At 52.0% G+C, this 25,953-nt stretch carries 25 protein-coding genes; 8 read left to right on the top strand and 17 right to left on the bottom strand.

Going from position 1 to position 25,953, the window contains the following annotated elements:
• Nucleotide 1 precedes the first annotated feature (1 nt).
• From AB7878_RS02390 to amaB, 5 genes are all read right to left on the bottom strand, one after another.
• Nucleotides 2–1,039, bottom strand: coding sequence for a quinone-dependent dihydroorotate dehydrogenase (locus AB7878_RS02390; RefSeq protein WP_369492821.1), 1,038 nt, complete (start codon nucleotides 1,037–1,039; stop codon nucleotides 2–4).
• Between the two features lie 287 nt (nucleotides 1,040–1,326).
• Complete coding sequence (locus tag AB7878_RS02385; protein ID WP_369492820.1) at nucleotides 1,327–2,097, bottom strand: class I SAM-dependent methyltransferase; 771 nt, start codon at nucleotides 2,095–2,097, stop codon at nucleotides 1,327–1,329.
• Nucleotides 2,098–2,101: 4 nt separating this feature from the next.
• Nucleotides 2,102–2,869 (bottom strand): SDR family NAD(P)-dependent oxidoreductase, encoded by a 768-nt coding sequence (locus AB7878_RS02380; protein ID WP_369492819.1) that lies wholly within the window; start codon nucleotides 2,867–2,869, stop codon nucleotides 2,102–2,104.
• Nucleotides 2,870–2,876: 7 nt separating this feature from the next.
• Nucleotides 2,877–3,176, bottom strand: a complete 300-nt coding sequence (locus tag AB7878_RS02375) for a DUF4190 domain-containing protein (protein ID WP_369492818.1) — start codon at nucleotides 3,174–3,176, stop codon at nucleotides 2,877–2,879.
• Between the two features lie 159 nt (nucleotides 3,177–3,335).
• On the bottom strand, nucleotides 3,336–4,871 hold the full coding sequence (gene amaB / locus AB7878_RS02370) for an L-piperidine-6-carboxylate dehydrogenase (protein ID WP_369492817.1): 1,536 nt from the start codon (nucleotides 4,869–4,871) through the stop codon (nucleotides 3,336–3,338).
• A 444-nt stretch (nucleotides 4,872–5,315) separates the two neighbouring features.
• On the opposite strand from amaB, the gene AB7878_RS02365 reads away from it, so the two are divergent.
• The 3 genes from AB7878_RS02365 to AB7878_RS02355 all read left to right on the top strand — a co-directional run bounded on the left by AB7878_RS02365 (nucleotide 5,316) and on the right by AB7878_RS02355 (nucleotide 6,982).
• Complete coding sequence (locus AB7878_RS02365) at nucleotides 5,316–6,005, top strand: hypothetical protein (RefSeq protein ID WP_369492816.1); 690 nt, start codon at nucleotides 5,316–5,318, stop codon at nucleotides 6,003–6,005.
• A 117-nt stretch (nucleotides 6,006–6,122) separates the two neighbouring features.
• Nucleotides 6,123–6,626, top strand: coding sequence for a hypothetical protein (locus tag AB7878_RS02360; protein WP_369492815.1), 504 nt, complete (start codon nucleotides 6,123–6,125; stop codon nucleotides 6,624–6,626).
• A gap of 80 nt (nucleotides 6,627–6,706) precedes the next feature.
• Nucleotides 6,707–6,982, top strand: coding sequence for a hypothetical protein (locus tag AB7878_RS02355; protein WP_369492814.1), 276 nt, complete (start codon nucleotides 6,707–6,709; stop codon nucleotides 6,980–6,982).
• Nucleotides 6,983–7,228: 246 nt separating this feature from the next.
• Here AB7878_RS02355 and AB7878_RS02350 read toward each other — a convergent pair whose 3' ends face one another.
• From AB7878_RS02350 to AB7878_RS02325, 6 genes are all read right to left on the bottom strand, one after another.
• Entirely contained in the window at nucleotides 7,229–7,840 is a 612-nt protein-coding gene (locus AB7878_RS02350; protein WP_369492813.1) for a prepilin-type N-terminal cleavage/methylation domain-containing protein, read from the bottom strand.
• A gap of 377 nt (nucleotides 7,841–8,217) precedes the next feature.
• Nucleotides 8,218–8,514: a hypothetical protein gene (locus AB7878_RS02345; protein WP_369492812.1), complete on the bottom strand. Its 297-nt coding sequence runs from the start codon at nucleotides 8,512–8,514 to the stop codon at nucleotides 8,218–8,220.
• Between the two features lie 424 nt (nucleotides 8,515–8,938).
• On the bottom strand, nucleotides 8,939–11,455 hold the full coding sequence (locus AB7878_RS02340; protein ID WP_369495703.1) for a protein rep: 2,517 nt from the start codon (nucleotides 11,453–11,455) through the stop codon (nucleotides 8,939–8,941).
• Nucleotides 11,456–12,228: 773 nt separating this feature from the next.
• The gene (locus AB7878_RS02335; RefSeq protein ID WP_369492811.1) at nucleotides 12,229–15,045 is read right to left on the bottom strand and encodes a DotA/TraY family protein; all 2,817 of its coding nucleotides are present in this window, start codon (nucleotides 15,043–15,045) and stop codon (nucleotides 12,229–12,231) included.
• Between the two features lie 103 nt (nucleotides 15,046–15,148).
• Entirely contained in the window at nucleotides 15,149–18,568 is a 3,420-nt protein-coding gene (mobF, locus tag AB7878_RS02330; RefSeq protein WP_369492810.1) for a MobF family relaxase, read from the bottom strand.
• Nucleotides 18,569–18,717: 149 nt separating this feature from the next.
• A complete protein-coding gene (locus tag AB7878_RS02325; RefSeq protein WP_369492809.1) occupies nucleotides 18,718–19,050 on the bottom strand; it encodes a hypothetical protein in 333 nt (110 codons plus the stop codon).
• Nucleotides 19,051–19,272: 222 nt separating this feature from the next.
• Here AB7878_RS02325 and AB7878_RS02320 point away from each other — a divergent pair, with 222 nt between their 5' ends.
• The 5 genes from AB7878_RS02320 to AB7878_RS02300 are packed head-to-tail and all read left to right on the top strand — an operon-like array spanning nucleotide 19,273 to nucleotide 21,747.
• On the top strand, nucleotides 19,273–19,872 hold the full coding sequence (locus AB7878_RS02320; protein ID WP_369492808.1) for a hypothetical protein: 600 nt from the start codon (nucleotides 19,273–19,275) through the stop codon (nucleotides 19,870–19,872).
• Nucleotides 19,869–20,069, top strand: coding sequence for a hypothetical protein (locus AB7878_RS02315; protein WP_369492807.1), 201 nt, complete (start codon nucleotides 19,869–19,871; stop codon nucleotides 20,067–20,069). Before AB7878_RS02320 ends, AB7878_RS02315 begins: the two co-directional genes overlap by 4 nt.
• The gene (locus AB7878_RS02310) at nucleotides 20,066–20,389 is read left to right on the top strand and encodes a hypothetical protein (protein WP_369492806.1); all 324 of its coding nucleotides are present in this window, start codon (nucleotides 20,066–20,068) and stop codon (nucleotides 20,387–20,389) included. Before AB7878_RS02315 ends, AB7878_RS02310 begins: the two co-directional genes overlap by 4 nt.
• 26 nt (nucleotides 20,390–20,415) lie before the next feature.
• On the top strand, nucleotides 20,416–20,628 hold the full coding sequence (locus AB7878_RS02305; RefSeq protein WP_369492805.1) for a hypothetical protein: 213 nt from the start codon (nucleotides 20,416–20,418) through the stop codon (nucleotides 20,626–20,628).
• A 15-nt stretch (nucleotides 20,629–20,643) separates the two neighbouring features.
• The gene (locus tag AB7878_RS02300; protein ID WP_369492804.1) at nucleotides 20,644–21,747 is read left to right on the top strand and encodes a hypothetical protein; all 1,104 of its coding nucleotides are present in this window, start codon (nucleotides 20,644–20,646) and stop codon (nucleotides 21,745–21,747) included.
• 66 nt (nucleotides 21,748–21,813) lie between these two features.
• Here the strand turns inward: AB7878_RS02300 and AB7878_RS02295 are convergent, their stop codons facing one another.
• From AB7878_RS02295 to AB7878_RS02270, 6 genes are all read right to left on the bottom strand, one after another.
• Nucleotides 21,814–22,074: a hypothetical protein gene (locus AB7878_RS02295; protein ID WP_369492803.1), complete on the bottom strand. Its 261-nt coding sequence runs from the start codon at nucleotides 22,072–22,074 to the stop codon at nucleotides 21,814–21,816.
• Nucleotides 22,075–22,132: 58 nt separating this feature from the next.
• Nucleotides 22,133–22,384, bottom strand: a complete 252-nt coding sequence (locus tag AB7878_RS02290; RefSeq protein WP_369492802.1) for a hypothetical protein — start codon at nucleotides 22,382–22,384, stop codon at nucleotides 22,133–22,135.
• Nucleotides 22,385–22,550: 166 nt separating this feature from the next.
• Nucleotides 22,551–23,042, bottom strand: a complete 492-nt coding sequence (locus tag AB7878_RS02285) for a protein rep (RefSeq protein WP_369492801.1) — start codon at nucleotides 23,040–23,042, stop codon at nucleotides 22,551–22,553.
• 26 nt (nucleotides 23,043–23,068) lie between these two features.
• Nucleotides 23,069–23,383 (bottom strand): hypothetical protein, encoded by a 315-nt coding sequence (locus tag AB7878_RS02280; protein ID WP_369492800.1) that lies wholly within the window; start codon nucleotides 23,381–23,383, stop codon nucleotides 23,069–23,071.
• 124 nt (nucleotides 23,384–23,507) lie between these two features.
• The gene (locus AB7878_RS02275) at nucleotides 23,508–24,647 is read right to left on the bottom strand and encodes a hypothetical protein (protein WP_369492799.1); all 1,140 of its coding nucleotides are present in this window, start codon (nucleotides 24,645–24,647) and stop codon (nucleotides 23,508–23,510) included.
• Between the two features lie 68 nt (nucleotides 24,648–24,715).
• Nucleotides 24,716–25,948 (bottom strand): tyrosine-type recombinase/integrase, encoded by a 1,233-nt coding sequence (locus AB7878_RS02270; protein WP_369492798.1) that lies wholly within the window; start codon nucleotides 25,946–25,948, stop codon nucleotides 24,716–24,718.
• Nucleotides 25,949–25,953 lie beyond the last annotated feature (5 nt).

Genomic DNA, 25,953 nt, shown 5'->3' with positions numbered 1-25,953 from the left:
CTCAACGGGCATGCGCGCTTTCCTGTTGGCGGCGGATTTCGTCCACGCATTCGGCGATCAGCCGCGGGCCGCGGTAGATCAGACCGGAATAGAGCTGCAGCAGGGTGGCGCCGGCTTCGAGTTTCTCGGCCGCGTCGCTGCCGTCGAGGATGCCGCCCACGCCCACGATGGGCACGCGCCCGCCGAGGCGCCGGCGCATGCCGCGCAGCACATCCGTGGCGAGCGCGAACAGCGGCTTGCCGGACAGGCCGCCGGTCTCGTTGCCGCGCGGATCGTCCGCCACCAGGGCGCGGTCGACGGTGGTGTTGGTGCAGATCACGCCGTCGATGCCGCTGGCCAGCAGCGCTTCGGCGATGCCGTCCTGTTCGTGTTCGGAAAGGTCCGGCGCGATCTTCAGCAGCATCGGCTTGCGCGCGCCGCTCTGCGAGCCGAGCTGTTCCTGCCGCTCGCGCAGCGTGGCTATGAAGCGGCGCAGCGTGGCTTCTTCCTGCAGGTCGCGCAGGCCCTGGGTGTTCGGCGAGGAGATGTTCACCGTGATGTACGTGGCGCGGTCGTACACGCGGTCGAGGCACAGCAGGTAATCGTCCACCGCGCGCTCGTTCGGCGTGTCCTTGTTCTTGCCGATGTTGATGCCGAGCACGCCGCGATAGCTGGACTTGTCCACGTTGCGCACCAGCGCGTCGACACCGGCGTTGTTGAAACCCATGCGGTTGATGATGGCCTCGTGCTGCGGCAGCCGGAACAGGCGCGGCTTGGGATTGCCGGCCTGCGGCCGCGGCGTCACCGTGCCCACTTCGACGAAGCCGAAACCCAGCGCGCCCAGCGCGTCGAGATGGTCGGCGTTCTTGTCCAGGCCGGCAGCGAGACCGACGGGGTTCGGGAAGCGGATGCCGAAGGCTTCCACCGGCAGTTCGGCGGCGGGCTTTGCGACGAAGCGCATCAGCTCGCTGCGATGGGCCACGTCGAGGCCGTACAAGGTGAGGCCGTGCGCGGTCTCGGCGTCCAGAGCGAACAGCAGCGGGCGGAGCAGGTCGTACATGGGTTGTCTCGAAGTGTCTCGGCGAAGAATGGTTTGATTCTGCTCGTCATCCCGGCGACCTAGTCAGCGACGACGCTCAGCCAGAAACCCCGTTCGCGCTGAGCGTAGCTTGCGATAGCAAGCGAAGTCGAAGCGCCCGGCGGCGATCACCCTTCGACTTCCTCGCTCCTCAAAGCGCGACCATCCATGGTCGCTCCCCGCGTCGGCCCTGCGGGCCTACGCTCAGGGCGAACGGCGGGGGGGCTGAACTTTGTCGCCAATCCGGTCGCCGGAAAGACGAGTTAAAGCTAAAGCTGAAGCGTACCCGTGATGATGCGCGTGTCGTAGTCGAAGCTGATCCGGCCATCCTGTTGGCAGCGGTCGAACAGCTCGCGCAGCGCGGCGAGCATCGGTGCGTGTTGCGCGTGGCCGGGCTTCGGCACGTAGGAGGACGACATCAGCCGGCCGCGCAGTCCATCGTAGTCCAGCAGTTGCTTGTATTCGAAACGTGTGGTGCCGCGCCAGCCGGCGCCGAACCATGCGCGCATGCTGTCGTCGTCGGCATAGCGTTCGGCCACGCTGGTGTAGTCGGTGCCGTGGCGTCTGAGCAGCGCCTCGTAGCCTTCGAGGAAGGGCGTGCCTATGAGCCGGCGCGAATTCCAGAAGATCGCGGCGAGGCCATCCGGGCGCAGGATGCGCGCGAACTCGCGTCGCGTGGTGCCGGGGTCGAACCAGTGGAAGGCCTGCGCCACCGTCACCAGGTCGACGCTGGCGTCGGGCAGGCCGGTGGCGTCGGCGCGGCCGTCGACGGCACGGAAGCGCGGCTGGTTGCCCAGCCACGCGACGGCCGCCTCGCGCATCGGCGCATTCGGTTCCACCGCGGTCACCGCGTGACCGGCATCGAGGAACAGCTTGCTGGAGATGCCGGTGCCCGCGCCCACGTCGGCGACCTTCCAGTCCGGTGTCACGCCATGCTCGCGGCGCAGCCAGGCCAGCAGGGCGGGCGGATAGTCGGGACGGTGGCGCACGTAGTCGGCGACGCGGTCGCTGAAGCGTTCGGTGCTGTCCGCTGCGTTCATGGGTTCACCCGTTCAACTGCTGGCCGCCGTCCACGCACAGCGTCTGGCCGGTGATCCAGCCGGCATACGGCGAGGCGAGGAACAGCGCGGCATGGGCGATTTCCTCCGGCGTGCCGTAGCGGCCGAAGGGGATCTTCGCCAGCGTAGCGGCGTAGCGCGCGGGATCGTCCCGTCGTACGCGATCCCACAGGCCATCGGGAAATTCGACGGAGCCCGGCGCGATCGCGTTGACGCGGATGCGCTGTTCAGCCAATTGCAGCGCCTGCGAGGTGGTGTAGTGGCTGAGCGCCGCCTTCATCGCGGCGTAGGCGGGGCCGTTCCTGCGCGGATGCAGCGCGGCGATGGAACTGGTGTGCAGGACGCAGGCATGCGGCGAGGCCGCGAGGTGCGGCAGCGCGCAGCGCGAGGCGCGGATCGCCGCCATCAGGTCGATGTTGAAGTCGGCGAGCCAGGCGTCGTCGCCCTCGCCGAAGCCGTAGCCACTGGCGTTGTTCACCAGCACGTCGATACCGCCCAGCGTGGTCGCGGCGGCGGCGATCCAGGCCTCGATGGCCGCCGGATCGCCCAGGTCGCAGGCGTGTGCGTGCACGGTGCCACCGTGTGCGGCGAGCGCGCGGGCCGTTTCGTCCAGTGCCGCCTGCCCGCGGGCGCAGATCGACACCGCCGCGCCGGCCTCGGCGAACGCCAGCGCGATCGCGCGGCCGATGCCCTTGCTGCCGCCGGCCACGACGACACGCCAGCCGCGGAAATCGAACGGGGAGGCGATCGGCATGCCGGCGTCAGCGCCAGAAATGGGCGAGACCCAGTCCGAACACCAGCGCGGCGATCAGGAAGAACACCGCCAGCACGCTGAGCACCAGTTGCACGTAACCCAGCACCATGCCGGCGATGGCCATGCCGTCGCCCTCGATGCGCTGGTCGACCGGTGCGCGGCGGATCTCGTTGCGGGCCAGGTGGCCGCAGATCACCGCCACCAGCGCGCCGACGAAGGGCAACATGCACCAGGCGAGCACGCCGAAGATCAGGCTCACGATGGCCAACGAGCTGGTGCTGGAACGTTGCGGCGGCTGATAGCTCATGGCGTCGATCCTTGGGCGTGGCTTGCAGGGCGAACCAGATGGCTGGATTTGGACGTCATGCCCGCGAAGGCGGGCATCCATGTTGCTCTTGAGCGAGTCTCAAAGTGGATGCCCACTTGCGCGGGCATGACGTCGTTACGGGCCGTGGAGAGTAGGGGCTTACAAGTCGAACTTGATCCCCTGCGCCAGCGGCAGCGCGTCGGAGTAGTTGATGGTGTTGGTCTGGCGGCGCATGTAGACCTTCCACGCGTCCGAACCGGACTCGCGGCCGCCGCCGGTTTCCTTCTCGCCGCCGAACGCGCCGCCGATCTCGGCGCCCGAGGTGCCGATGTTGACGTTCGCGATGCCGCAGTCCGAGCCGGCCGCCGACAGGAACTGCTCGCCCGCGCGCAGGTTGTTGGTGAAGATCGACGAGGACAGGCCCTGCGGCACGTCGTTCTGCAGGTCGATCGCCTCGTCGATGGTCTTGAACGGCATCACGTAGAGGATCGGCGCGAACGTCTCGGTCTGCACGACCTCATGTGAGTTGGCGATGCCGGTGACGATGGTCGGCAGCACGAAGTTGCCCTTGCGGTCGGTCAGCGCCTTGCCGCCGGTGCGCACGTGGCCGCCGGCGGCCTTGGCCTTCTCGACGGCCGCGAGATACGCCTGCACGGCCTCCGGGCTGTTGAGCGGGCCCATCAGCGTGGTGGCCAGCGTCGGGTCGCCGATCTTGCTTTCGACCTGCTGGTAGGCCTTGACCAGCGTGGCTAGCACGTTGTCGAAGATGGACTCGTGCACGAACAGGCGGCGCGTGGTGGTGCAGCGCTGGCCGGCGGTGCCGACCGCGCCGAACACGATGCCGGGGATTGCCAGCTTCAGGTCGGCGCTTTCGTCGAGGATGATCGCGTTGTTGCCGCCCAGCTCCAGCAGCGAGCGGCCCATGCGCTTGGCGACGCGCTCGCCCACGTGGCGGCCCACCTTGGTCGAGCCGGTGAAGCTGATCAGCGGGATGCGCTTGTCGTCCACGAACGCCTGCGACAGCTCCACGCCGGCGTCGTTGAACAGGAAGAACAGATCCGGGAAGCCGCCGGCCTTCAGCGCCTCGTTGCAGATCTTCATCGTGGCGATCGCCGACAGCGGCGTCTTCGGCGACGGCTTCCAGATGCAGATGTCGCCGGCGATGGTGGCGAGCATCGCGTTCCACGCCCACACCGCCACCGGGAAGTTGAACGCGCTGATGATGCCGACCAGGCCCAGCGGGTGGTACTGGTCGTACATGCGGTGGCCCGGGCGCTCCGAGTGCATGGTGGCGCCGTACATCATGCGGCTCTGGCCCACCGCGAAGTCGGCGATGTCGATCATCTCCTGCACTTCGCCGTCGCCCTCGGGCTTGATCTTGCCCATCTCCAGCGCCACCAGCGAACCCAGCGCGTCCTTGTGCTTGCGCAGCGCCTCGCCGCACAGGCGCACCGCCTCGCCGCGCTGCGGTGCCGGCGTGGTGCGCCAGACCTTGAACGCGGCCTGCGCGCGCTCGACGATCAGCGCGTAGTCGGCGGCGCTGGAAGCGTGCACGCTGGCGATCACCTCGCCGCTGGCCGGGTTCACCGGCTGCAGCGTGCCGGCGTTGCTGGTCTTCGACCACTCGCCGTGGCCGAGGTAGGTGCCGGAATTGACGTCGGCCAGGCCGAGTGCGGAGAGGATGCTGTGGGACATGGGGACTCCAGTGCCGGGCGCGCGACGCGCCCCGTTTCGAAACGGCAATTCTAGCAGGGGAGGCTGTGTCCCCGGTTCGCAGCGGGTGGCGATCCATGCCAGAATCCGCGCCTCGGCCCCGTAGCTCAGCTGGATAGAGCATCCCCCTCCTAATGGAAATGTCAGTCAAGGGGGAACGGGTAGCCTTCTTGATTTATCCTTTCGTTTCAATGCTTTAAGGCACTTTCTCGTTCCGTCCATTCGTGACACTTTCGTTAAGAACGTGTTTTTTCGTGGTCATTCGGGGTACTTCGTGCGATTTTTTTGCCCCGCATTTGCCCCGTTTTGCCCCGTGGGTTCCGGTGCCGGACCTGGAGCCGGTTCTGGCCTCCATCGTGGGGGTTCTTGGGCGGTGGCTTGGGTTGGTGTAGTTTTGGCTTTCCTTCAACAAGGAAGCCTTGAAGCATGGCAGCCGTAACAACCACTTCAATCAACTACGAACGTCTTAAAGAAATCTTTCCCGAACAAACCCACCTGACCCCTGCTGACGTGGCAAGGGTGTTGAAACTGGCAATTGATACCGTTCGCCGTGCCGTCAAGGATGGACGCTTGAACGCTGGGTTCACGAAGTTACCCACCGGCTCTCTACGCGTCTCTATGAAAGCCTTTGCCGACTTTCTGGACGGGTTGCCCGTCATGGATGGGCAAAAGTGCGTGATTGCGTATGAACCGAAAGCAGGCACCCACTTTGATGTAAAGAACATGCCCGCCCGTCGCGGTGCTGGTGGTGTGCGGTCGCTGGAAGTCTATCAACCGCTCGGGTTTGAACATGCCCACGCTTACTCTGGCCTTGACATGCTGGCGGTGTCGTCACGGTTTGAAGGCTCGTATGAACTTCAATCGTTGTTGTTGAAGTTCGGAATCTGGCTCTATCGCTTGGGGCATGGGATTTCACACAACGACATTCAAGAACTGTCGGCACACGTTGAAAGCCTGACAACCTCGCTTGATGATGTAGAGGCTTGTTCAAAAGCGTTCTTTGCGTCCGTCCTCGTTGAGTTCAACAAAGATGCCGGAACCGACAATCTGGAAAGCCTCTGTTCTCTTGCGCTGTATTTCTCCGAATACTTACCAAAAAGATTTGTTGAAGTTTGAAGTTGAATGTAACTCGAACAAGCAAGAAAGATTGCTTCTTTTCTTGAAATAGTTGTTGTTTCTTTGAATGGGGCTCGATAAGATCGCCTCACACCAACCAACAAAGGGGTTTAAATCATGTCTACTTCTTTCATTGATAACGTCTTCGCTGAGATTTCGCCGGAACAGGAACAGGAACTTTTCAAAGCGCTCCAAAATCGTCAAAAGGCTAATCTTGAAAAAATGAAGAGGGGCTTCATTGAAAGCATCAGAGGCATTTTTGAACAAGCGCAGGCGAAAGGTTTTACCTTGACACATGATGACGTTTACTTCATTCGCTCCGAGAAGCAAACCAAGGCCAGCAAGTCGGACGGTGACGCGAAGCGCATCCCCCGTTTCTTCTATCTTGTTGATGGTGTCAATTATCCGGTTCAGGGAAGGATGGCAAAGGAACTTGTAGAAAAGAACCTCACTCCAGAACAACTGTTGAAAGCAAAGGTTGCCAACCCCGCACATCCCGCCGTTGAAGCCAATAAAACCGCACTTCAAAAAGCAAAGAAAGAAGGCGTAGTTGCTAAAAAGGCTCCGGCAAAAGCTCCCGTAAAGGTTGCTAAAAAGGCACCTGTAAAAAAAGGCAAGTAATTTATTTTAAAAGGGGCTCCAATTAGTGAGGTTATCGGCTACAATGGCCTCACTATCAAACCACATCATGATGTAACGCTATGAACACTTCCAAAAAAATCAATGTCCCTTTTCTTATCATGCTTGTTTCTGTGGCATTGATTGCTGGTGCTGGCTGGCTTTACTTTCATGACCCCTTGTTCGCGAAGTCGGTCAATCGTGGCGCTTGGGCTATCTTCCTTCCGCTGGCAATCGTTCAATTCTTCCTTTCCTTTGCTCGCCTTTCGTTGTTTCAAGTAGTGAGGGCATTGTGGGTTCATGTCATCGCCCCCGTTGGCTCTGCGCTTCGTCATGACTTCCGCCGATCAGCAAAGTAACCCGAACCCTCATAGATACAACGAAGCCCCTTAATCGGGGTTTTTTTGTGTGCGTAGCACGCGGAGACCGCTTCACGCTCTGGCGATAGATACTTCTTTCACTCACGACAAACCCGCTTTCAAGACGCTGTTAAGAGCCTTTAAGGGGCTTCGCCTGTTCTGGCCTACGGCTCAGGCGCTGGGTGGTTGAAGGACAACAAAAAAGCCCCCTGTGAAGGAGGCTTTCTGTGAGGCGTTCAAGTCGGTTTAGTGATAACTGACCGCTGTACTGCTATCAAAGAGGAAGGTATACATTCCGTACCCGTAAGGGTCTACCGCACAAGCTGCCGTTAGTTTCGCTGTGTCGATGGGTTCCCCTGACACGTAGTAATAAGGGGCGGTTCCGTTGTTTAGAACCAGCTGGCCTTTCGTCATTGCCGCAAAGGTCTTGAACAACGGGATACATTGTTTTTGACCGTCGTTTCCTGCTGCTATCCACATGTTGCTTCTGCCATCTGGCAAGAAGTTATATTCCATTGTCCAATCCGTGCCATCAATGGCGTAACGCTCGCCCATAATTCCAAAGCCCGTATGTGTGAGACCTTCGGGAAGTTGTCCCGTCGCTTCAAAGTATTTCATTACATCAAAATACTGACCATCACTCATAGCCTGACTTCTAAATGATTTGCTTGATGTGTCGGCGCTACTTAAAACCATTGTTGCCTCGTTCCTTATTTTCTCGACCGTCGCCGCATCTCTTGAAGAGGCATAGAGCGGATAAGCAACAATACCAATAATGACAATGACAGCAATGGATAAAAGAACTTCTGTCAAGGCAAAGCCTTTCTTTTTCTTGTTTTGATAGTTAATGTTTTTCATGATGATGACCTATTCTTGTTGTTATGTGTCGGATGACAAGAATAGGGTAAGGTATTTCATGAGGTTTAATTACAAGAAAGCCTCAATTAAGAGGCTTCTTGATTACTTCGGTCTTATGATTTGTTCTTGTATCTTTACCATGTCGTACTCTTTGGTTCCGTGTATCGTTCCGTTCTTCCATGATGCTTTAATGATGGCGTCCTTTAAGTTCCACTCTGCCTTGTTTCTGTCGTCTTCCGTGCCTCCTGCGTCTACAACCTTGTTCAAAGCAACCCGACAGGCGATAACTGCGGGGTCGTCGTAACTGTCCGAATAACATCTATCCGTTAGTTGCTTTATCCGCCTTGCTTCCTTGTTGTCGTGCTTCTGTTGTGCGTTCATGAAAGCAACCCCGCCAATCCCTTAACAATCCATCCATCTTGGTTGTTGTGTAGCCACGTCGCCCGTTGCTGGTCATTCTTCAGTTTAAGGAAGTCATCGGCTTTCCTCGTGAGTTTTTCAAAATTTTGATTGAATTCTTTCGTTGATGCCTCTTTATCAGGAAAGAACCTCAACCAAACTGCAAGCATGTTTTTCCGTTGCTTCCAAGTTCTACATTCAACCGTGGCAATTAAAGAGCGATTTCTTTCATCGGCTTCAACAAGAACAACCCTTCCAGCAATTTCATTGTCCATCTTGTGTTTCCTATTTTAAGTGGTCATAGATTAGAACCCTATATAGTGTTCCGGTTGCTTGATAAGCGAAGTGCTTGTCAAGTGATTGATAGATTATTCTTCGTTCAAGAAACCCACAAGATGGAAACATCGTGTTTTTTCGTGGTTGTGCGTGTTCTTGGAAAATAGTTGTTCCTTGAGGTCGTCATTGGTGCCAAGTGGAGGGGTGATTAGTGGGGAAAAGCACTCTTCTTTATGTACCCACAGAAATTAACGCCAATAATCAAGGGGACCGCCGCAAAGCGGCTTGCTGCTGCTCGGGCGTAGCCCGTCCTTGATGCTTGAATGGTTGCCATTGGGGAATTGTTGGCGTTTTCCTTGAATTGGAGGCACGACTGAAAGCCCTTGCGGGCTTTGGTAGGGTTTCGGTTGTCGGGGTTGGAGGTTAGCCCGTGGTGGGTGGCTTCTTTTCCAAGAGGTCGCCCTTGTTCAAGGTTCGACCCTTCAAGGCTTCCCAGCCTTGCCTCATGCTTCGCGGTACATAAAAGCGTTGATAGGTAGTCTTCCCGTCCACTTCAATCTGTACAGTGATTTGAACCGCACGGGTCGCAAACCATGCGCTATCGAAGCGCTGGCCTTTGCTTGCTCTCCATGCTTTGAAGCCTGCGCCTGTGGCCTTCTCGTAGCTCCAGCCTGTGAACGGTGTTGCGTTATCCACGCCTGTCACGGTGGCCGTGTAGGACTGTTTTCGAAGGCTACGCGATGCGTTCAGAATGAAGGCCTGATTGCTCGTGAACTGGAAGATTGCGTCTCTCATGTTCTCGGGCGTTGGCGGGCAAAACCCCTTTTCCGGCTCTGCGTCGGGTTGTAGCCCCTTGGCGATGCGTTGGGCGTTGCGTTCGTTGAAGACGGCTTCACGGATGTTGCCCACCTTGGAACGAATGGCCTGTTCGTCAAGCAACGCGGAGGCTACCTCCTCAAAGGTGGCCGTGTGGCGGATACCAAAGAACGCAAGTTCTGCCTCTGCTGGGTGGCACGAAGTCGGCACTAAACCGCCCCTGTCCGTGGCGTCGTCGCGGATGGTTAAAGCGCTGGTGCCGTAAGCGATGCGGTTCCATTTGTTGGCTTTGGTCCTGGCACTGAACGCGATGTGTTCGGCGTCGGCGTCGGCCTTCTCCATGTCTTGCTCCGTGGCCGTCTGGTTGCCAAAGCAGCGGGCGAAGTCGTGCCGTCCGTCTTTGTGCGGAAGGAACGGAAAGGCCACCTTGCGGGCAAGTGAGGCCGTGATGGGTTCTTCTTCGGGCGGTAGGTCTTCGAGCTCGTAGACGAACAACTGCCCGACAGGTAGCAGGGCGTCGTTAAGGCATGTGTAAGGCGCTTGATGTAGTACGGCGACCGCTTGGAAGCGTTCCCTTGTGTTGCTTCTGGCAAGGCCTGTCAGCTTCTGTATGAAGGCGTTCCGCTTGTACTTCAACGAACGGAGGTTGTGCTTCGCTTCGTCCTCTTCACCTTGCGACAGCCCACCGCGGGTGAGGTCGTCGGTTCTTCGCAAGATGGCGAGATCCGTCTGTCGTAGTTCCTCCATGACCTCCCTACGGGTAAGGGTTCCGGGGAAGTAGCCAGCCCGTTGCTCTGCGTTGTAGCGGTATTGGATTTCGTCAAACTGGTTCCTGACTGTTGCGAGCAAGTCGGCTTGCTCCGCATCGATCGCTGTGGCTACAAAGCCCGAAAACGCTTGCTTCAGGTCGTTGTACATCTGGCCGTCTACTTCGGGAAGTTCGGGATGTGGCAACCCGACAACCTCCCACGACTTCAGGCCGGTTTCCGTCATAAAGTCGGCAAGGTTGTTCAAGAATTCCGCGAGCCTGTCGAACTGCTCGGGGGTTTGGAAGAAACCCGTATCGAGCCAATCGGCGATGATGTGGCCTGATAGGTGGCCGTGTTCCGGCATGGCGTCTTTCGTCGCCATGACGTAATCAAGCGTTTCAAGCCATGCGGTCGGGGCAAAGTCGGTCTGTTCGTAGAAGTACCGAACCCAGCCGTTTTTGAGGGCTTGGTGGTAACTCTGGCCTGTCTGCTTCTGCTTCGCTGTCTCTTCGCAATCCGTCGTGAAAACGGCGTTGTTCTGGCTAACAATGCTCGTTGTGTTGCGGTGGAGGCTTCGCTTGATGTTGACGGCAAGGCCTGAAACAAGCACCTCGTCCGGCTGTAGCTCGGTCTTGCCTGTCTTGGGCATGTATCTATTCAAAGTATGACCAATGACGGTCATTCTTGCTCGCTGGGTGTTGTTCATTAGCACGGCTGCCCATTCGCTGTGCTGGCTTATTTCCTTACTCTTCACGACATACTTTGAAAGATAGCGAATTTTCCCGAGGAGGTCTTCGTTCTTCCTTGCGGTTTCTGCGGGGTTCTCTCCTTTCTCGAACGCTGGCAATTCTTGGAGGTCTTGTGCGTCAACTGAAATGTCCTTCTTCAATTCGTCTGCTAACGCGCTTCCCCATTCCTTCGCAAGGAATGTTTTCAAGTCGTGCTTGCTATCGGGGAAAGCAGCCCTGTAAGCCTCTTCAAGGTCGCGGGCTGCCAACAAGATGATGTGATAATGCGGGTGTGTGTCGTTTTCGGTCTTGTTGTGTGTGAACTCTACTGAACGCACAAACGAAATAAGGTTCGTCTTGAAGAACGCTCTACATAGTAGGCGCTTCCATGCCTTGCTCATGATGCGAAGATGGTTAGCAACTCTTGACGCGGGGCAGTTTGGAAGGGTTAGCGTAAGGAAATAAGGCTTTATGTATTCGTAGTCTCTTGCCATATTTTCAATGGCAATCGGTATAACGGTTGACCATTTGGCGGATGTTCTCCACGCACAAATAGGACAGAACTTGTTATGACAGCGAATGGTTCCAAAGCATCGGGCGCTGTTGCCGTTCACTGCGTATTGAACATGTAAAGCACATGAAAGCATCTGTGCTGCCTTCTTGTGAACATACGGAATATGAGACTTTGAAAGAGCGCTTGCTATCTTGCGCTTCTCTACATGTTGATGGCTCCATGTCTTGCTCCCGAGTAGTTCGGGGAAGGTATGAGCGTTCGACAATGAACGAATACTGAAATTAGATAATTGCTGTGTATAATTATTTGGTTTATTTGCTACAATGTCCATAGTGTCACAATCGTTATTTTGCTTCTGGTACAATCATTGTAACGAATGAAATCGAAGAACTAATAAAGCCACTCTTTAAAAAGGTGGCTTTTTTAGTGGCTCATTGGTTGTAATTCAAGATTGAACCACTACATATCGACATTGCTTGAATGGTTAGCCGCAGCATGTTGTGTTAAATACGAACATAAACACGATGTAAATTATTTTCTATCGGTTACCATAGCGACGGCATCAAAAGTGCCTTTTCATGATGATGTTTAAAAATGGATAGTCGGTTTTCGTAGACCCACTATCAAGAAAGCCCTCGAAAGAGGGCTTTTCTTTGTACCATGTAAACATCATCATACGAAAGGGCTACATCATGAACCGCGAACAATTCAAGCGCCTGTCATTCAAAAAACAAAGGCAATACATCAAGAGGCACCATGAACATGGAATGCTTCGCTATGTTCTCCGTTGTTTCTGTATGTTTGAGTTCAAGGAAGGAATGGCGGCTTATCGCTCGTATCATTCCGCACCTGTTCCACGATGGTTCAAAGACGTTTAAAAGAAAAGCCCCGAAAGGGGCTTTCTTGTTATAGGCCTTGTATCTCCCTTGCTTGTTTCCGTTTTGCTGCTGCCTTCAAGAGGCTTTCTTGATACTTCTCTAACGGCTCGCCGTCCTTCTTCGCCTGCTTTGCTGCTCGCGTTTCCTCGCCTATGAGGCTCTTTGCCTGATTGCCTTTGACGCCCGTTGCCTTTGATTGCCTGTCGGCGTTCAAGGCTTCTTGATAGCGTCGTCCATAGTCTGGGCTCTGTTCCCTCGCTTTATTGAGGTAGTCGTTCCGTTGCCCTTCAAGGTCGGCCACCTGCGCCTGCGCCTCTTCGGTGAGGGGTTTAGGGTTGGACGCCATCACATCACGAACGCCGTTACCGCCCCCGCTGGTGGCCAGCTTGTTCTGTGATAAGGCCATGCCTTCACCGCCTCCAGGTCCCCCGCTGTTGCCTCCTGCGGGGCTTCCGCCACCGTCTCCGTCGCCCTTGTCCTTGCCCTTATTCTTCAGGTCTTTGAGTAAGGCTCCAGCGCCCCCTCTTGCGCCTTTACCGATGCCCCCGACCGCTCCGCCTACTCCATGCCCTATCTGTCCGACGGCCTGACTTCCCGCCACCACCGCCGCACCGGCGACCATACCGAACTCGCTACCGTGGTCTTTCAAGTTGCTATCTACGGCACCCATCCACTTCATGATGCCGGTCGGCAAGATGTGGATAAGTTCAAACACCTTCTTTGCTGTAAGCGTCATCATGAAAGCGTAAATGAACGCACCCGCGATAACGCTAATAATCTTTGTCATACTTCCCGAACCGCTGGCAACCGAACCGAACGCAAGCGAAAAGGTGCCATTGATGAGCGCCCCAATGGGCTTCATGGCGATGATTGCCGCAATAAGACCGAAAACCATCAAGGACGGACGAAGCGTTAGACCAAGAATGAACGAATAGCCGTTCTTTGCTCCGTTTCCCGTCGCGCCTTCCCCTTCGGGGTTCATGTGAGCGACTGCCCAGAGTGGTGCCGCAACAACACATTCAATAAGTAGCACCATCCAAGAAAGAACCGAACCCATCCAAATCATATACGGCATCATGGGAATAACGGTAGTTAGAACCATTCCCGGCAAAGCGAGCATCGTCCATATCTTGATACCAAAGGCGGAAATTCCGCCGTTCAAGAAGCCCGCGAGCATGCCAACCCCAAGGATGACATTTGCCCAAGAAATGAGCTTGTTTCCTATGTTGCTTGAAACGGTCAACGGGTTTGAACTCGAAGCCATACCCGCCACACTGAAAATATCGTCGGGGTTCACTTCTGAACCATCAAAAACCTTTGATATGAAGTCTCCGAACCCTTCCTGACTTTTCTGGCCTGAACCAATGTCTGATTGAGTGAATGGACTATTCTTTACAAGGTCACTTTGCGACTTTGAAGCCGCCCGCATGTAATCGCCCATCGTTACTTTCGTCAATTCAAAAGCGGCGTTTTGCGCTGTCGTGTAAGTATTGTTATATCCCAGCCAGTTGCTTGAACCTACCTTGAAGCTTTGCGTTGTTGTCATTCCTTCCGGTGCGTAGACCTTCGGGAAGTTGTCCATTGCTTCCGCTAATACCTGTTGCCTCTTTGAAATGGTAATAAAGTAACTGCCCGCCATTATCCAGCCGTCTTGTTTCACCTGTTCTTGAAATGACTTGTTCGCTGTGGCAAGTTTTGAGGCTTGCGCTTTGAAGGTGATATCTAACGCGGTGTTATACGCCTTTGCTATGGTCTCAATCGGGGCTCTTACATCCATCTTTGGATTAGCAAGGTAAGCATCCGCCAGCGCCTTTGTTGCTACCTGTACCGCAATAAGCGCCGTTCTATGCGTCATGTTGATTTCGTGAGCGGCTTCTGTAAGTTCGTTGCTTGCTTGAACGCCTGCGTAGACCGTTTTTATTTGAGTGTCCGAAAAGAAGCCCTTATCTGTTGTTTCTCCCGTGGTTGTTCCATCTTCATTCGTCGTTACTCCTTGCGCTTTCTCCGTCATCGCAAAAACGGCACTACCGCAAACGTTGTTTACCTCGCCGGTTGGGTTAAGGTTTCCGCTCGACGAAAAGCGAATTCGCACGCCTGCGCCTCCATTCGTTGAAAAGTCTGTGACTGGTGCCATCTTGCTATTGCCATAGACCTGTTTTACCAGTGCGGCTTGTTCCGCTCCAAGTCCTGAACCTTGGAGTGCCTGATTTGTGATGCTGTCGCAATAGTTATTCAAGAAAAGCTGTCTTGCGATGACGTAAGGTTCAACACTGCGGTTAGCGTTCGCCATGGCTGGCGCTCCTAAAGAGTCGCCCGCGTAGGCTGTCCATATATGGTTAGCGAAGCCGACACCTTGAAGCGCAAGCCAGACGACAAGCCATTGCGCTATGCAAAAACCTCCCGTCAATGAAGGGAAGGCTAGAACGGCTCCTAATAACATGCGAATGGGAACCCACATAGAAGACCATCTTTTACCGAGGAACTGTCCATCGTGGGCTCCTTGTGCTGTTCCTGTGATATAGATATATGCCAGATAGATGCCGGCTAACATCAAGACCGCACCATTGAAAACTCCAATGACGGCACCGAACACGTTTGCGTCTTTGCCTCCTGACAAAGAACCGAATAGGTAATCTACTACTTGCGTCTTTGATACATCGGTGTCTGATACCGAAAAGAAGCCATCAGCAAGGGCAACATGTGGGGCTAATAGTAGTGCTATGAATATAAGGGGATATAATAGATATTGTTTCTTCATGATAATTTCCAGTTTTTGAATGATGATGTTTCCTATGGTAGCGGTGAGGCTTATTTTTAAATCGCCCACAAAAAAGCCCCTTATCAAGGGGCGAAAAACTGGCGGTCAATACTGGAAGGATTGCCGTCTGTTTTTATTCACTAACCATCAAACACCATGGTCATCAATCATGGTACTGATATTATAGCCGTTACATTGAAAGTTTAGATTTCCTCTTTTGGTTCTTCTTCAAGTTCTTTCTATTGAACGGGTCGTCTGGCTCTTCCATCTGGACGGGCGTTGCTGGCGTATGGTTCTGTTCGTTCCACCTTGCTTCACGCTGGCGCTTCTGTGCTTGCTCCACCTTCTGGCGTGGTGTGGGGCCTGGAGCTGCCTCTGGCTCCGCTGGCTTCTTCTGTGCCTCCGCCACCTTGTTCATGGCGTCCTTGTTGAAGGTAAGGACGTTTGAATTGAATGGGTCTTGTGTGATGCTCATGGCTCGTTTCACTTTCGCCGCTTCAATCAGCTTCTTGTGTGCTTCGTTCGTTATAATGATTTTGTTTGTGTCGATACCGCTTTCAATGAGGCTATCAAGCATTTTTTCGATGGCTTGTTTTTGAAGTTCGGGCGTGAATGAAGAAATGTTTTCGTTCACACTTATATAGATGGGCTTCGTTTTGTTAAAGTGTTTGTTCTTGACCATTGAACTAACAACATCATAAGCATGATTTGTGGCAAGGGAAGCAACGCTAACGCTTACGTCTTTGTTCTCGCTGACGCGAATAATTTTCGCTTCATTAAATGAAATGTCGTAGCCTGTCCCTGTATCAAGACCTTTGAGGTTGTATTTCTCGAAGAGGTCATTCAAGTAATTGAATTGTGTTACATGTGAAACATTCTTTATATCTTCTTCTTGATGCTGGGAAAGAGTAACGCCGTTCTTGTGTTGCTCTTCGACCTTATCAAGCATTTCTGTAACGCTTTCGACTGAGGCGGCTTTTAATTCTTCTTTGGTTGTCTTCTTATTTGATTTGATGTTGTTCATGTGTTCTACCATTTTAGTGATTTTGAGGTTGCTCCTTGATTTGTCGTCTAGAAGTTCGAAGGCTCCAGCTTCGGCGTCCCGAATGTGAAGATTGTTTTTGAAGTGTTCAAGGTAAGTCGTTTCACCGTAATAAGAGATTGTCTCTTTCATACGCGTAAACTGAACTAACCCGAGGGCGTTCTTGATGCCTGAAACTCCGCCTGACTTGCCATCGATCATGGCGAAGCAATGGTCAATGGAAAGAGCCTGTGAGCGGTGGATGGTTCGGGCGTAGCGAAGCGCCACGCCTGTAAAGTCGTCGGGGACGGTTACGGTCTCGCCCGTGGCAAGCCGGACCTGGAGGGTTCCGTCCGTGGTCGGTACAACGGTTCCGTTCGTGCCGTTGATGACTTTGAGGGTCTTCCCGAACTTTTTCGATTTTGTGAACCGCACGCAATCGCCCGCGTGAAAGGTGTAAGCCCCCACGGTTTTGATGGGGTCGGGCGAAACCGTGCCTTTCTCTATCAAGCGCTTCTGTATGTTGGTGTTCAACGCCTCGACGGTCTCCACAAGGGAAGCCATCACCAGCTTCTGTTCCTCGGGTGCTGGGTGGTCTACATAGTCCTGCGCCAGCTTCGCTACGGCTGCCTTCTGCGTGTCGAACGCTGTTATGTATCCGGCGTCTGTGAGGTCGCCGTACATGCGTTGACTGTCGGCGGGGGTAAGGAGGTCGTAGAAGCCCACGGCCAGCTTCTTGTCTTCCTCTCGCTTCTGTCGGCGTATGTCGTCAAGTTCCGCCAGCCCGCTTGGGTCTAACGCTTGGAGCAAACATTTAAGGGCATTTCCGCCCGTTCCGACAGGAGAAAGTTGCCTCGGGTCCCCTGCTACCACGAGCTTTGCTCCGTGGCGCTCTGCTATCTCTGCGAAGCGTCCGAAGATTTCAAGGGAGGCCATGCCGACCTCATCAAAAAAAATCACGGTCTTGGGCGTGATGTTTAATTTGCCTTCGTCGTAGTCATAAAGAAATTTTGCTGTGCTGTGACTGACGATGCCCGTTTCTTTCTGGAGGTTCTCTGCGGCGGCATTGCTTACGCTCGTGCCTATCAGCTGGAAATTTTGACCGGCAAACGCTCCACATATGGTGGCCTGTACTGTGCTCTTACCCGTTCCAGCTTTTCCTACTATGGCGCAAAGGGCACCCGGACCTGTCGCCTTTCTCAACGCGTTTTCTTGTTCGGGTGATAGCCTATAACCACGTTGTTCCGCGAATGCCTCAATTTCTTTTTCGATGGCTTCGGGTGGCAACTCGTGCTCACGGCTTGCCTCGTTCCTCTTCGTGAATGAACGAATGGCAAGATCTGCTTCAACAAGTTTCATTGAACAAAATTGCTTGTTGTGGATTTCATCAAGTGGCTTCAAGCCACAAAGCAAGTCTTCGTTAGACATGATGCGTTGAAAGGTGGCCTCTGCCTCTGCCTCTGCGTTCGGGTGTCCGGTGTAGCACTGGTTAATTACTGTGCGTATATCAAACTCGTTGATTGCCACCTTGTGCTTGAAGCGGTGGGTTAAGTCGATGATATGTTCGTCGCTCGGGATAGCGTCAAGGACGTTTTCCGCGTGAGCCTCGAGGTTGATACCGTCCGGGTCTATCGCTTCAAGTTCCTTGAACTTCTCCGCCCACGTCTCTCGAACTACGTCGTAGTTCATGGCTACTTGCTTGTTGTTCCTCGTGGCAAGGGCCGCTGTTTGGCCGTCCACGCCATGCTCCCGCATGTAAGCCTTAATCTCCGCGTGTCGTCCTGAGAAAGCGTCTGCGACGGTTTGAGAAACGCCGTTGACCGTAAAGGTCATGTCTTTTGTTTCCCCGAACTCATCGCTTACACGCTGGCTTGTTACTGTGAGACCCAACCCAGCGGCTTGTAGCAACTCCGCTTGCTTCATGTCGTAAACGGAACCCGCAAGGGAAATCTGTTTATTGAGGCTTGCCGCTTCAACCGCTCTAATCTTTCCGTCTTCACACATCACGTAATTTTGAATGACGTTGTGGGTGTGGACGTTCGGACTAACGAACCCGTCTGCGGTGGGTCGTGTGTCGAAGTGGTCGCACTGAAAAACGAACATCTTTACATTGCGTTCGACCTTACGGCCTCCCTTGCCTGACCTGCTCGTTAAGTTCTTCTCAATGTTGGCAAGGGTGAAGGCCACGCTTTCGCGGTGGATGTTTAGAAGCGCTTCTTCCATCTTCTTGTTGCCGTCTAACTGCGCCTTAGCGAGAAGTAAAGAAAAGGCCTTTGAGGGTGTGAACACTCCATCGAATCCAATGCGGCGGTCTTCCTTGCCCACGTTTTGAACCAACGGTTTACCTGTGAAAGGGTGAAGCCCCTTGAACATGTTTATAAACGGCTTCTTGTCCTGACTGTAATCGCCTGACAGCCCGAACGCTTCGCAACCCTTGCCCGCGTATCTAAAACTGTTCTCGAAGGGAATGGCTCCGCTGTCATTCTTTGAGTAGTAGTTCATTGTTGCCCCGTCTTTCTCAAGTTGGGCAACGTCGGAAAGGATGTACTCCGCGTATTCCGCTGTATCAATGTCTCTAATCTTAAACATGGGACACCTCGGGTTGTCCGTGGTGTCCTTTTGGCTCCACATTGATAAAGACGTTATGGAAGCAATACTTCAGTTCTCTGTCTTGCTCGGGTTGGACTGAACCGGAAAGGATGTACTCCGCGTATCTTGTTCTGTTGACATCTTTAATATTAAACATGGGACACCTCAGGTTGCCCCTCTTTGTGTCCGGCTTCTTCGGCCAGCTTCTTCCACTTGTTCTTTTCGCGGATTAAACGCTTTACGAAAATACCGGAAGAACCGGCGCTGACCGTATGTCCGTTTTCGTCGGGGAAAGTGGAATAGGTTTGAATGGCGCTTATGAGGTCATCGCGGATTTCTTCCACAAGTGCTGCGTTCTGTTGCTTGCGCTTGCTGGTCTGTTGAGTGAGGTAGTCCTGGAGGGCTTGCCTCACTCCTAACTGACCTGTTGCCCGCTTTAAAAACTGTTCTTGCTCTGGTGTTACATCGACCCAAGTTCTCATGATATTGCCTCGTGATAGTGAAATGCCTATCACGATGGTAAGGTTTTTCTTTGATTTTTAATTACGTTACAAACACAGGCATTTAAAAACGCAACACGATATGCCCGATAGGTGCGTGTCGTGTATCCCTCTATGCGCTCTTATATGCTTATGGCATCAAGAAAACGAACGAAGGGCGTTTTCTTGTACGTTTTTAGTTAACTATTTTTAAAATGCCTTACCATGACGGTTAACACTAACCATCATGAAGGCACCCTTATGGAACCATCTTTTTCTATTCGCAACATTGAAGAATTGAACTCGGTTGTAACGGAATACTATCAAGACGCAAAGCGTCAAACCGAGGAATTCTTTCTATCATTTGATGACCTGAACTTGCGCAACTGCGTTAAAGCCGTCATCAATTTTCAAGAGATCACATCTCCTTTTTCCGTCTTTTTCAATCAATGGAATTACCAAAACGGTTGGTATCAACGCGAAGTTGAGGCGTTCTTGAAAGGAAAAGAGACAACGAAAAAGGACAAACCGCCACGACATTTAGAACCGTTCAATCAAACTGTAGGTCAAAAGTTTGAGGATGTTTTGGACGATTTACACAACTGTTGCGGGATGTTCGTTAACGCTCCAGACACAATGGAAGTTAACTTGATGCTCAGGAAATTGTTTGAATTGATGACTTGTGTTGACGCTTGTTTGAAAGTTTTGAACGATAGTTTCTTAAAATATTCTTGGTATGAGAAGGCGCTTTTTACTCAGTCGGGAGCGGGAAAGTCTCAAAAACTTGTCATGAAATCGACTGGACGCAAGGGGTACACGCCATGAAATTCTCTCAATCCCTACGCTTCAAGCGTTGTCTTTTTGGTTCGTCTGCGTTGCTTTTTGTTCTGTTCGTCGCTCAGTTTTTAGGCGGTGGCGCTACGGCAACGGTTCTTTTTTTGCTCCTTCTTCCAATGGTTGCCATCTTTTTGTGGCTCCTTAATTCCATTGAAAACGAAATTACAAGAGGTAAACCTTTATGAAAACACAACAAAGTATCTATGACGAAAGCGGAAAGGAAGACGTAAGAATTACGACAACGCCATTTAAGGACGGATTTTTTATATCAGTCAGCGCGGGATGGAACGATTACAGTTATGACCATTTAATCTATTTTTTGAACGAGGTCATGAAAGATAACCCGCATGTCATCGAAGGTTTTACGTCTTTACAAGAAGGCGAAGAGGAAAAGATTGAACAATTTCTTCTTGTCCACGATGACGCAATTGATGAGGCGCAAGTAAGAAAGTGGCGCAATCATGAAGCGAAAATCAAAATTATTGAATCCACTTATAACGACTAACATCAACAACAACGAAGGTCATCATCATGAAAATTACAAAAGAAAAAGCATTAAACATTGTCCGGTTCGGCTCCTTTATCGCTCTGGGCGTTGTCGTCTCTCCCGTCTTCTCACTCCCTGTGCGGGCGGTTCTATTCCCTCTTTTTATCGTTGTTGCCATTCTTTCCGTCCATCGTTTGGATACCATGCGTGAAGAAAGCAACACTGAAGTAGAAGGAGAAATCATCATCAATCACTAATCAATAGGTCTCACTATGAATAACAAGAACAAAAAATCAAACGGCTTCGCCCTAACTCCCGTCCTCCTTGCTGTCGCTTTAGGTTCCGTCTTGACAGCGGGAACGATGGTTTATTTTCACAATGTCAATCATCAAAGCGACCTGACAAAGGACGCGGATTTGATAGTTCACAAAGCAAACTTGACTTCTGCGATAAGCGGAACGGCTACTTTTTCGGGCGACACTTTCAACGACGGTAGCACTTCAAACGGCGTTGTTACGGTCAAGACTGACGACAAAACTTGCTCGCAATTGAAGGCGAAGTTAGCCCCGATGGGTTCCGTTTCGTGCGCCTCTGGCGGGTCTTTGCTGTTCAAAAGCAACGGCGTTAAGTCTGCTTTTGCGTCAATTCGACAGCCTGAATTGGTGGCGGGCGCTTCGGATAGCGTGACTTCTGCGCCTGTTTCAGTCGGCTTGAAAGGTAGCGTTTCGCTGGCTTCTGTTGAAAAAGCGCCGACAATGGGAAGCACTACTTCAACATTTCAAAGCCACGGAACCGCTCCGTTAGGTCTCGGTTCTTTGAGTGGAACGAACGGAGGAAGCGTTTCAACTTCTGTTAATTGGGGATTTAGTACCCCTCAAATTCCGACCGTTGCGACTGGAAACGCAACCGTAACGCCTCCGCCTCCGGCTTATCCTGTGCCTTCCTCACCGAAAGTTCTTTACTCAATGTGGGGCGTTAATGTCGTCGTTTCGCCCGACGCAAACGCCGCTTCTTATCAAATGGGTATCACTTGCGGTATCAATCCACCCGCATCTGTCTTCAATGCGACCGTTCAAAATGTTCCTGCAAGTGGTCTCTATTCTTCCGTGATTACTGAAAACTTGCCCACAATGAATACGGGTTATTACTTCCTTCCGATTGGAACGGCTTACACTGTAATAGGTGGAATGGCTAACACTGGTGGTTCAACTCAAGTCGCTAACATGACAAAAGCGCTACCTCAAAGCACCTGTCAAATCCCAAACAGCTTCGGAGTTTGGAATGTTCAAGTGAAGGTTCGGGCCTGTAATGTGTCGGGTCAATGCTCCGCGTGGTCTCCTGATTTCGGTCAATTCTGTAACTTCAACCGCTGTTAATTCCTCAATCCTGAAACGAAGAAAGCCCCGAAAGGGGCTTTTTCTTGTCTTCGTGATGCTGTCTTTTTAACTGTAATTGAAGATAAAAGACTTCTTGCCGTTGAAGAAAGTATTCACGCAATCGATAAGTTCTTCTGCGGTTTGACCGCCCGGAAGTTCTCCTATGCCTTCCCAGTTGTCGCCTTTCTTCTGTGAAATCTTCCAAATACCGAGGTCGTTTTTTGCGTTGACCGATTTTGTCCCGAACCCGATTTTTGTTTTTTCGTTGTGGAAATAGTCAAAACGGACGCTGATTACTTGTTCTTGTTTGATGATTTTCTTTTTCATGATGATTGCCTTTTTCGTAGTTGATGATTAGTGTTTTGTTTCTTTGGTGATGCTTCTTTTAGTTCATTGTTGGTTTATCTACATACATATTCGTTGTGCTTGTTCCAAAATTACAGCAATAAGAAACTTCTACAAGAACCTGATTTTCATTTTCTTTCTCTGAATTTAAAAAATCTCCCCAGTCTCCACCGTGGCTCCGCTGGGCACCGATACTTAAAGTAAAACCATTCTCAGTATCTCCTTCAATTCTTGTCCATAGTTCCTCAATTGTTTTAATGTCTTTAAACTTAACTTTGCTTTCTTTGTTCATGATGATGACCTTTCTTATTTATAGTGAATATCAAGTGTCTTTGTTTTCTTGATATTTACATGGTAGGGGATATTTCTTTTTTAACCTCACTTTTTCCCTCACTATTCAACTAACATTCATATTTGTGATGTGTGTCACACAAACAAAGAAAAACCCCTTTCGGGGTTCATTCTTCTAACAGTGCTTTTATATTGCCTCCCGCCGTTGTTTCTTTCGGGTACGGGTAGCCGTTCGGTTTAAAAAGATAGTCTATTACGTGTTCCATGCTTCTAACCTCGCTCGCGTCTCCATCCGTCCACATCTCTACATCAAGACACTTCTTGAACTCTGTTGCCCACTTGAAGCCGTTGTTCCATGCGCCCCACTGGAAGTAATGAGGGCGAACGGCCATAAGGGCGTGATAGTGGGGATGTAAGGGCTTCGCTGGGGTCGCGTAACTTGTGGATACTTCCGTTACTTTGAGCCATCCACGGACGTCGAACGCCTCCAGGTCCAATTTGTCCCACGCTCGTTCCATCTGTCCGAAGCGGTGCGTTAGTTCGTCGTGAGCGCAGTTATCCGCCCCGATGGTGACAAAAAGCCAGCGTGTAGCTGGCTCCTGTGCTTCAATTTCCGTGACGGCTTCTTTTAGTTGTGCTTTCTCTTGTTCTATGTCCATGCGAATGCCTCATGATGGTTTGATGGTTAGTGTTTTCGTGAAATAACATCCATCAAAAACCTTGCCTCACTTCTGGTTTTTACGTTTTGATAGTTGCTATTCACTGTTTTATAGTCAATCGAGCGGGTGGGGTCGCTTACTCGTTCTTCAACCTTCTTTATAAGACGATAGAAGTCATAACCGAAGTCTTCAAGAATGCTTGAAAGCCTGTCTTTCAAAGCCTCTATCTCTTCCGTTTTCTCGCCAATAAGTCTTACGCTGTCGGCGGTGTTCTTGACGATTGCTTCATAATCAAGCCCGTTCGCTAATTGTTCGTTTATGTAATCCTGTATTCTTTTCATTTCGAGACCTTTGGTTAGTTGTGTGGGTTATTGTGTGTTATATGGTAAGGGATTTGTTTAATTCTTAACTCACACGCAAAAAGAAAGCCCCTCGCGGGGCTTGTTTCTTTTCTTGGACTTTCGTTTACATCTTGAACTTGTTGCTGTGTCCTCGTTCTCTGTGGTCTTGCTGTTGCCTTCCTTGGTTTAAGACCTCTTCGCCTGTCAAGGTGCTTTTTTCGTTGTTCTCCCACCTTGCTTCACGCTGGCGCTTCTGTGCCTGTTCGACCTTCTGCCGTGCTGTTAGCCCCTCGCTCATGCCTGCTGTGGCGTCTAAAAAGGCTTCGTCTACGTGTCCCGCTGCTTGCTCGTAAACGCGGTCTGCCATGTCTTTAGCGTAGTTCTTTGCCTCCTTCTCGTTCTTCCAGTTGATGACTGGCAGGCTTTGAGCAAAAGGGTTAACCGTCTCCATCGCGTTATCTATGATGGTTGCTTTAACCTCGTTTTTGAAACCTCGGTTATAACCGCCGTCATCGTACATACTCACGGCGTGCGAAGAATAGATATGAACGAAGGCTTCATAAGTACCTTTGTAATCGCCCGTTGCTTCAAACGAACGCTTCGGGTTGGCCGTTTCCTTTGCTTCTTTCCACATCCTCTCCGCCTGTGCGTCGTACAACTGAAACGCCATACTTACGTTGTCTTTGAAGTCTTCGTGATAGACGGCTATGGCTTCTTTCTTGTTCTCCTCGATGTAGTTCTGTAAAGCGCTTTGAAAGCGTTGTCGTTCAATACCCATTGAACGGGCTTGAAGGTCTTTCATTGAAAAGTAACCGAAATGGCACAAGTCGGGGTCAAAGGCGTTAGAAGCGCTGGTCTTGTCCTGCCCCTTGCGGAGGAGGTGCGTATTTAAAGCGTCGTATGGTTCTTTATCTCTTATCTTGCTGATTGGAATTGTTGTGTTAACAAGGTTCTTACCGACCTCGTTCATTTGCTCTATGAGTTCGTATGTGTTCCACACCTCTTTTGCGTGGGCGTGGTCTTCGGGGTTGAATTCGCGAGCAATAAGGCTATTCAATCCTTCTTGCGTTGCTTCGTAAGCGTGGGAACTGTCCCACGTAAAGGTGTCGGGGTTGTAGTTGAGACTTTCAAGCGTTTCATGAAGTCGCGTTTGAAGTTGCCCCATCCGTTCGTGGGCTTTGTGTAGTTCCATGTTGTAATACTCTTCAAAGTCCTGTGAAACAATATCCACGCGCTTTTGAAGTTCTTGTTCAAGTGTGTTCATTGGTGATGCCCTCATGTGGTGATTAGTGGTTCTCACATGGTACGGGCAACACTAAAAAGAAAAGCCTCTTACGAGGCTTTATGGTTCTTTGCTTTCAATCTCTCTTCTGCTTCCTTGACCTGTTGCCCCAATCTTTCCGCTGTCTTGTGATAGTAGCGGTTCAAGCTGTTGAGGTCTTTGTGTCCCGTGATTTTTGCGAGGTCTTGAATAGGAATTTCGGCTTCACCCGCAAGGTATGAAATAGCGGTGTGGCGTAAGTCGTGAATGCGTGCCTTGGGTTCCTTCAACTTCTTTTTGAGTTCTTCCCTTGCTCTTCCCCATGCCTGCGTAACGCTGTCGGGTTGGATGGTAAACACGTTGTCCCTGTCCTCTGGAACATTCTTCAAAATCTCATTCAAGATACCTTCTTCTTTCTCTTGAAGCGGGATGATGCGTTTTTCTCCGTTCTTTGTATCTGGAAAAATCAACTTCATGAACTGTCCTTCTTCCTTCAAAACATTCTGTTTTTGAAGGTGGACGATTTCACCACGACGGCAAGCTGCCCCGTGTAGGATTTGAACCACCGCTATAACTTCTTTTCTCTTTTTGGTCTTCTTGCCGTTCTTCAAATGAGCAAGAACCTTTTCAAAGTCGGTATCACCCACAACCGTATCGCGGAAGTCGGCGACTTCAAGGCCGTGATGCTTACGCTTGCCTTTGAGGGGGTGTTCAACATCAATTTCAAGAACATTGATAGCGTAGGTGTAGACGCTCCCAAACGCGTTCACATACTTACGAATTGTGCCTTTCGCTGGCTCTTTCTTCTTGTTCGGTCGTGTCGCTTTGTAGATGGATACGAACGAGGTTTCATCGTCTCCAAGCAATGTTTTTGCTGTGAGTTTGTCGGCTCCCATAGACAGGATGTTCCCGAAATATTCGACGGGCTGGCCTGTGCGTGGGTCGTCAAAAGTGGACAGGATGACGGTAATCATGGAACCCGTAGAACGGCCGTTCTTGAGCTTGGGTAGCCCCTCCGCTTCGTAGCGCTTCACCAAGTCACGCACGGTAAGGTTCTTGCCCACGGATGACCTGGGCTTTCCCTCGGTCATCAGGTGGCTAATTTCGCTCGTGGCGAAGGCTCGGGCTTTCGCGAGGGCTTGCTTCTTTGAGGCGGGGTTGCTGTCCCAGTAAAACTTTTGCGTGTACTTCTGGAGGGTGCCTGTGGCGTCCCTACGGGCGATCCTGACGCGGTAGTGCGTAGGGCGTTCCTCGACGTTCGGGGCTTTCTTCGTTGCCTTGCTGGTGCTGGTGGTGTCCTTCATAATTC

The organism is Rhodanobacter humi (assembly GCF_041107455.1).
GTDB lineage: Bacteria > Pseudomonadota > Gammaproteobacteria > Xanthomonadales > Rhodanobacteraceae > Rhodanobacter_A.
This window is presented reverse-complemented; position numbering and strand designations above follow the sequence as displayed.

What these genes read in the sequence shown, in the direction of transcription:
- AB7878_RS02340 (WP_369495703.1), bottom strand. Translation starts at nt 11,455, where the DNA reads ATGCTTTCATGTGCTTTACATGTTCAATACGCAGTGAACGGCAACAGC.
- AB7878_RS02290 (WP_369492802.1), bottom strand. Translation starts at nt 22,384, where the DNA reads ATGAACAAAGAAAGCAAAGTTAAGTTTAAAGACATTAAAACAATTGAG.
- mobF (WP_369492810.1), bottom strand. Translation starts at nt 18,568, where the DNA reads ATGTTTAAGATTAGAGACATTGATACAGCGGAATACGCGGAGTACATC.
- AB7878_RS02380 (WP_369492819.1), bottom strand. Translation starts at nt 2,869, where the DNA reads ATGCCGATCGCCTCCCCGTTCGATTTCCGCGGCTGGCGTGTCGTCGTG.
- AB7878_RS02365 (WP_369492816.1), top strand. Translation starts at nt 5,316, where the DNA reads ATGGCAGCCGTAACAACCACTTCAATCAACTACGAACGTCTTAAAGAA.
- AB7878_RS02375 (WP_369492818.1), bottom strand. Translation starts at nt 3,176, where the DNA reads ATGAGCTATCAGCCGCCGCAACGTTCCAGCACCAGCTCGTTGGCCATC.
- AB7878_RS02270 (WP_369492798.1), bottom strand. Translation starts at nt 25,948, where the DNA reads ATGAAGGACACCACCAGCACCAGCAAGGCAACGAAGAAAGCCCCGAAC.
- AB7878_RS02300 (WP_369492804.1), top strand. Translation starts at nt 20,644, where the DNA reads ATGAATAACAAGAACAAAAAATCAAACGGCTTCGCCCTAACTCCCGTC.
- AB7878_RS02295 (WP_369492803.1), bottom strand. Translation starts at nt 22,074, where the DNA reads ATGAAAAAGAAAATCATCAAACAAGAACAAGTAATCAGCGTCCGTTTT.
- AB7878_RS02320 (WP_369492808.1), top strand. Translation starts at nt 19,273, where the DNA reads ATGACGGTTAACACTAACCATCATGAAGGCACCCTTATGGAACCATCT.
- AB7878_RS02325 (WP_369492809.1), bottom strand. Translation starts at nt 19,050, where the DNA reads ATGAGAACTTGGGTCGATGTAACACCAGAGCAAGAACAGTTTTTAAAG.
- AB7878_RS02360 (WP_369492815.1), top strand. Translation starts at nt 6,123, where the DNA reads ATGTCTACTTCTTTCATTGATAACGTCTTCGCTGAGATTTCGCCGGAA.
- AB7878_RS02280 (WP_369492800.1), bottom strand. Translation starts at nt 23,383, where the DNA reads ATGAAAAGAATACAGGATTACATAAACGAACAATTAGCGAACGGGCTT.
- AB7878_RS02355 (WP_369492814.1), top strand. Translation starts at nt 6,707, where the DNA reads ATGAACACTTCCAAAAAAATCAATGTCCCTTTTCTTATCATGCTTGTT.
- AB7878_RS02345 (WP_369492812.1), bottom strand. Translation starts at nt 8,514, where the DNA reads ATGGACAATGAAATTGCTGGAAGGGTTGTTCTTGTTGAAGCCGATGAA.
- AB7878_RS02275 (WP_369492799.1), bottom strand. Translation starts at nt 24,647, where the DNA reads ATGAACACACTTGAACAAGAACTTCAAAAGCGCGTGGATATTGTTTCA.
- AB7878_RS02315 (WP_369492807.1), top strand. Translation starts at nt 19,869, where the DNA reads ATGAAATTCTCTCAATCCCTACGCTTCAAGCGTTGTCTTTTTGGTTCG.
- AB7878_RS02390 (WP_369492821.1), bottom strand. Translation starts at nt 1,039, where the DNA reads ATGTACGACCTGCTCCGCCCGCTGCTGTTCGCTCTGGACGCCGAGACC.
- AB7878_RS02385 (WP_369492820.1), bottom strand. Translation starts at nt 2,097, where the DNA reads ATGAACGCAGCGGACAGCACCGAACGCTTCAGCGACCGCGTCGCCGAC.
- AB7878_RS02305 (WP_369492805.1), top strand. Translation starts at nt 20,416, where the DNA reads ATGAAAATTACAAAAGAAAAAGCATTAAACATTGTCCGGTTCGGCTCC.
- AB7878_RS02285 (WP_369492801.1), bottom strand. Translation starts at nt 23,042, where the DNA reads ATGGACATAGAACAAGAGAAAGCACAACTAAAAGAAGCCGTCACGGAA.
- amaB (WP_369492817.1), bottom strand. Translation starts at nt 4,871, where the DNA reads ATGTCCCACAGCATCCTCTCCGCACTCGGCCTGGCCGACGTCAATTCC.
- AB7878_RS02350 (WP_369492813.1), bottom strand. Translation starts at nt 7,840, where the DNA reads ATGAAAAACATTAACTATCAAAACAAGAAAAAGAAAGGCTTTGCCTTG.
- AB7878_RS02310 (WP_369492806.1), top strand. Translation starts at nt 20,066, where the DNA reads ATGAAAACACAACAAAGTATCTATGACGAAAGCGGAAAGGAAGACGTA.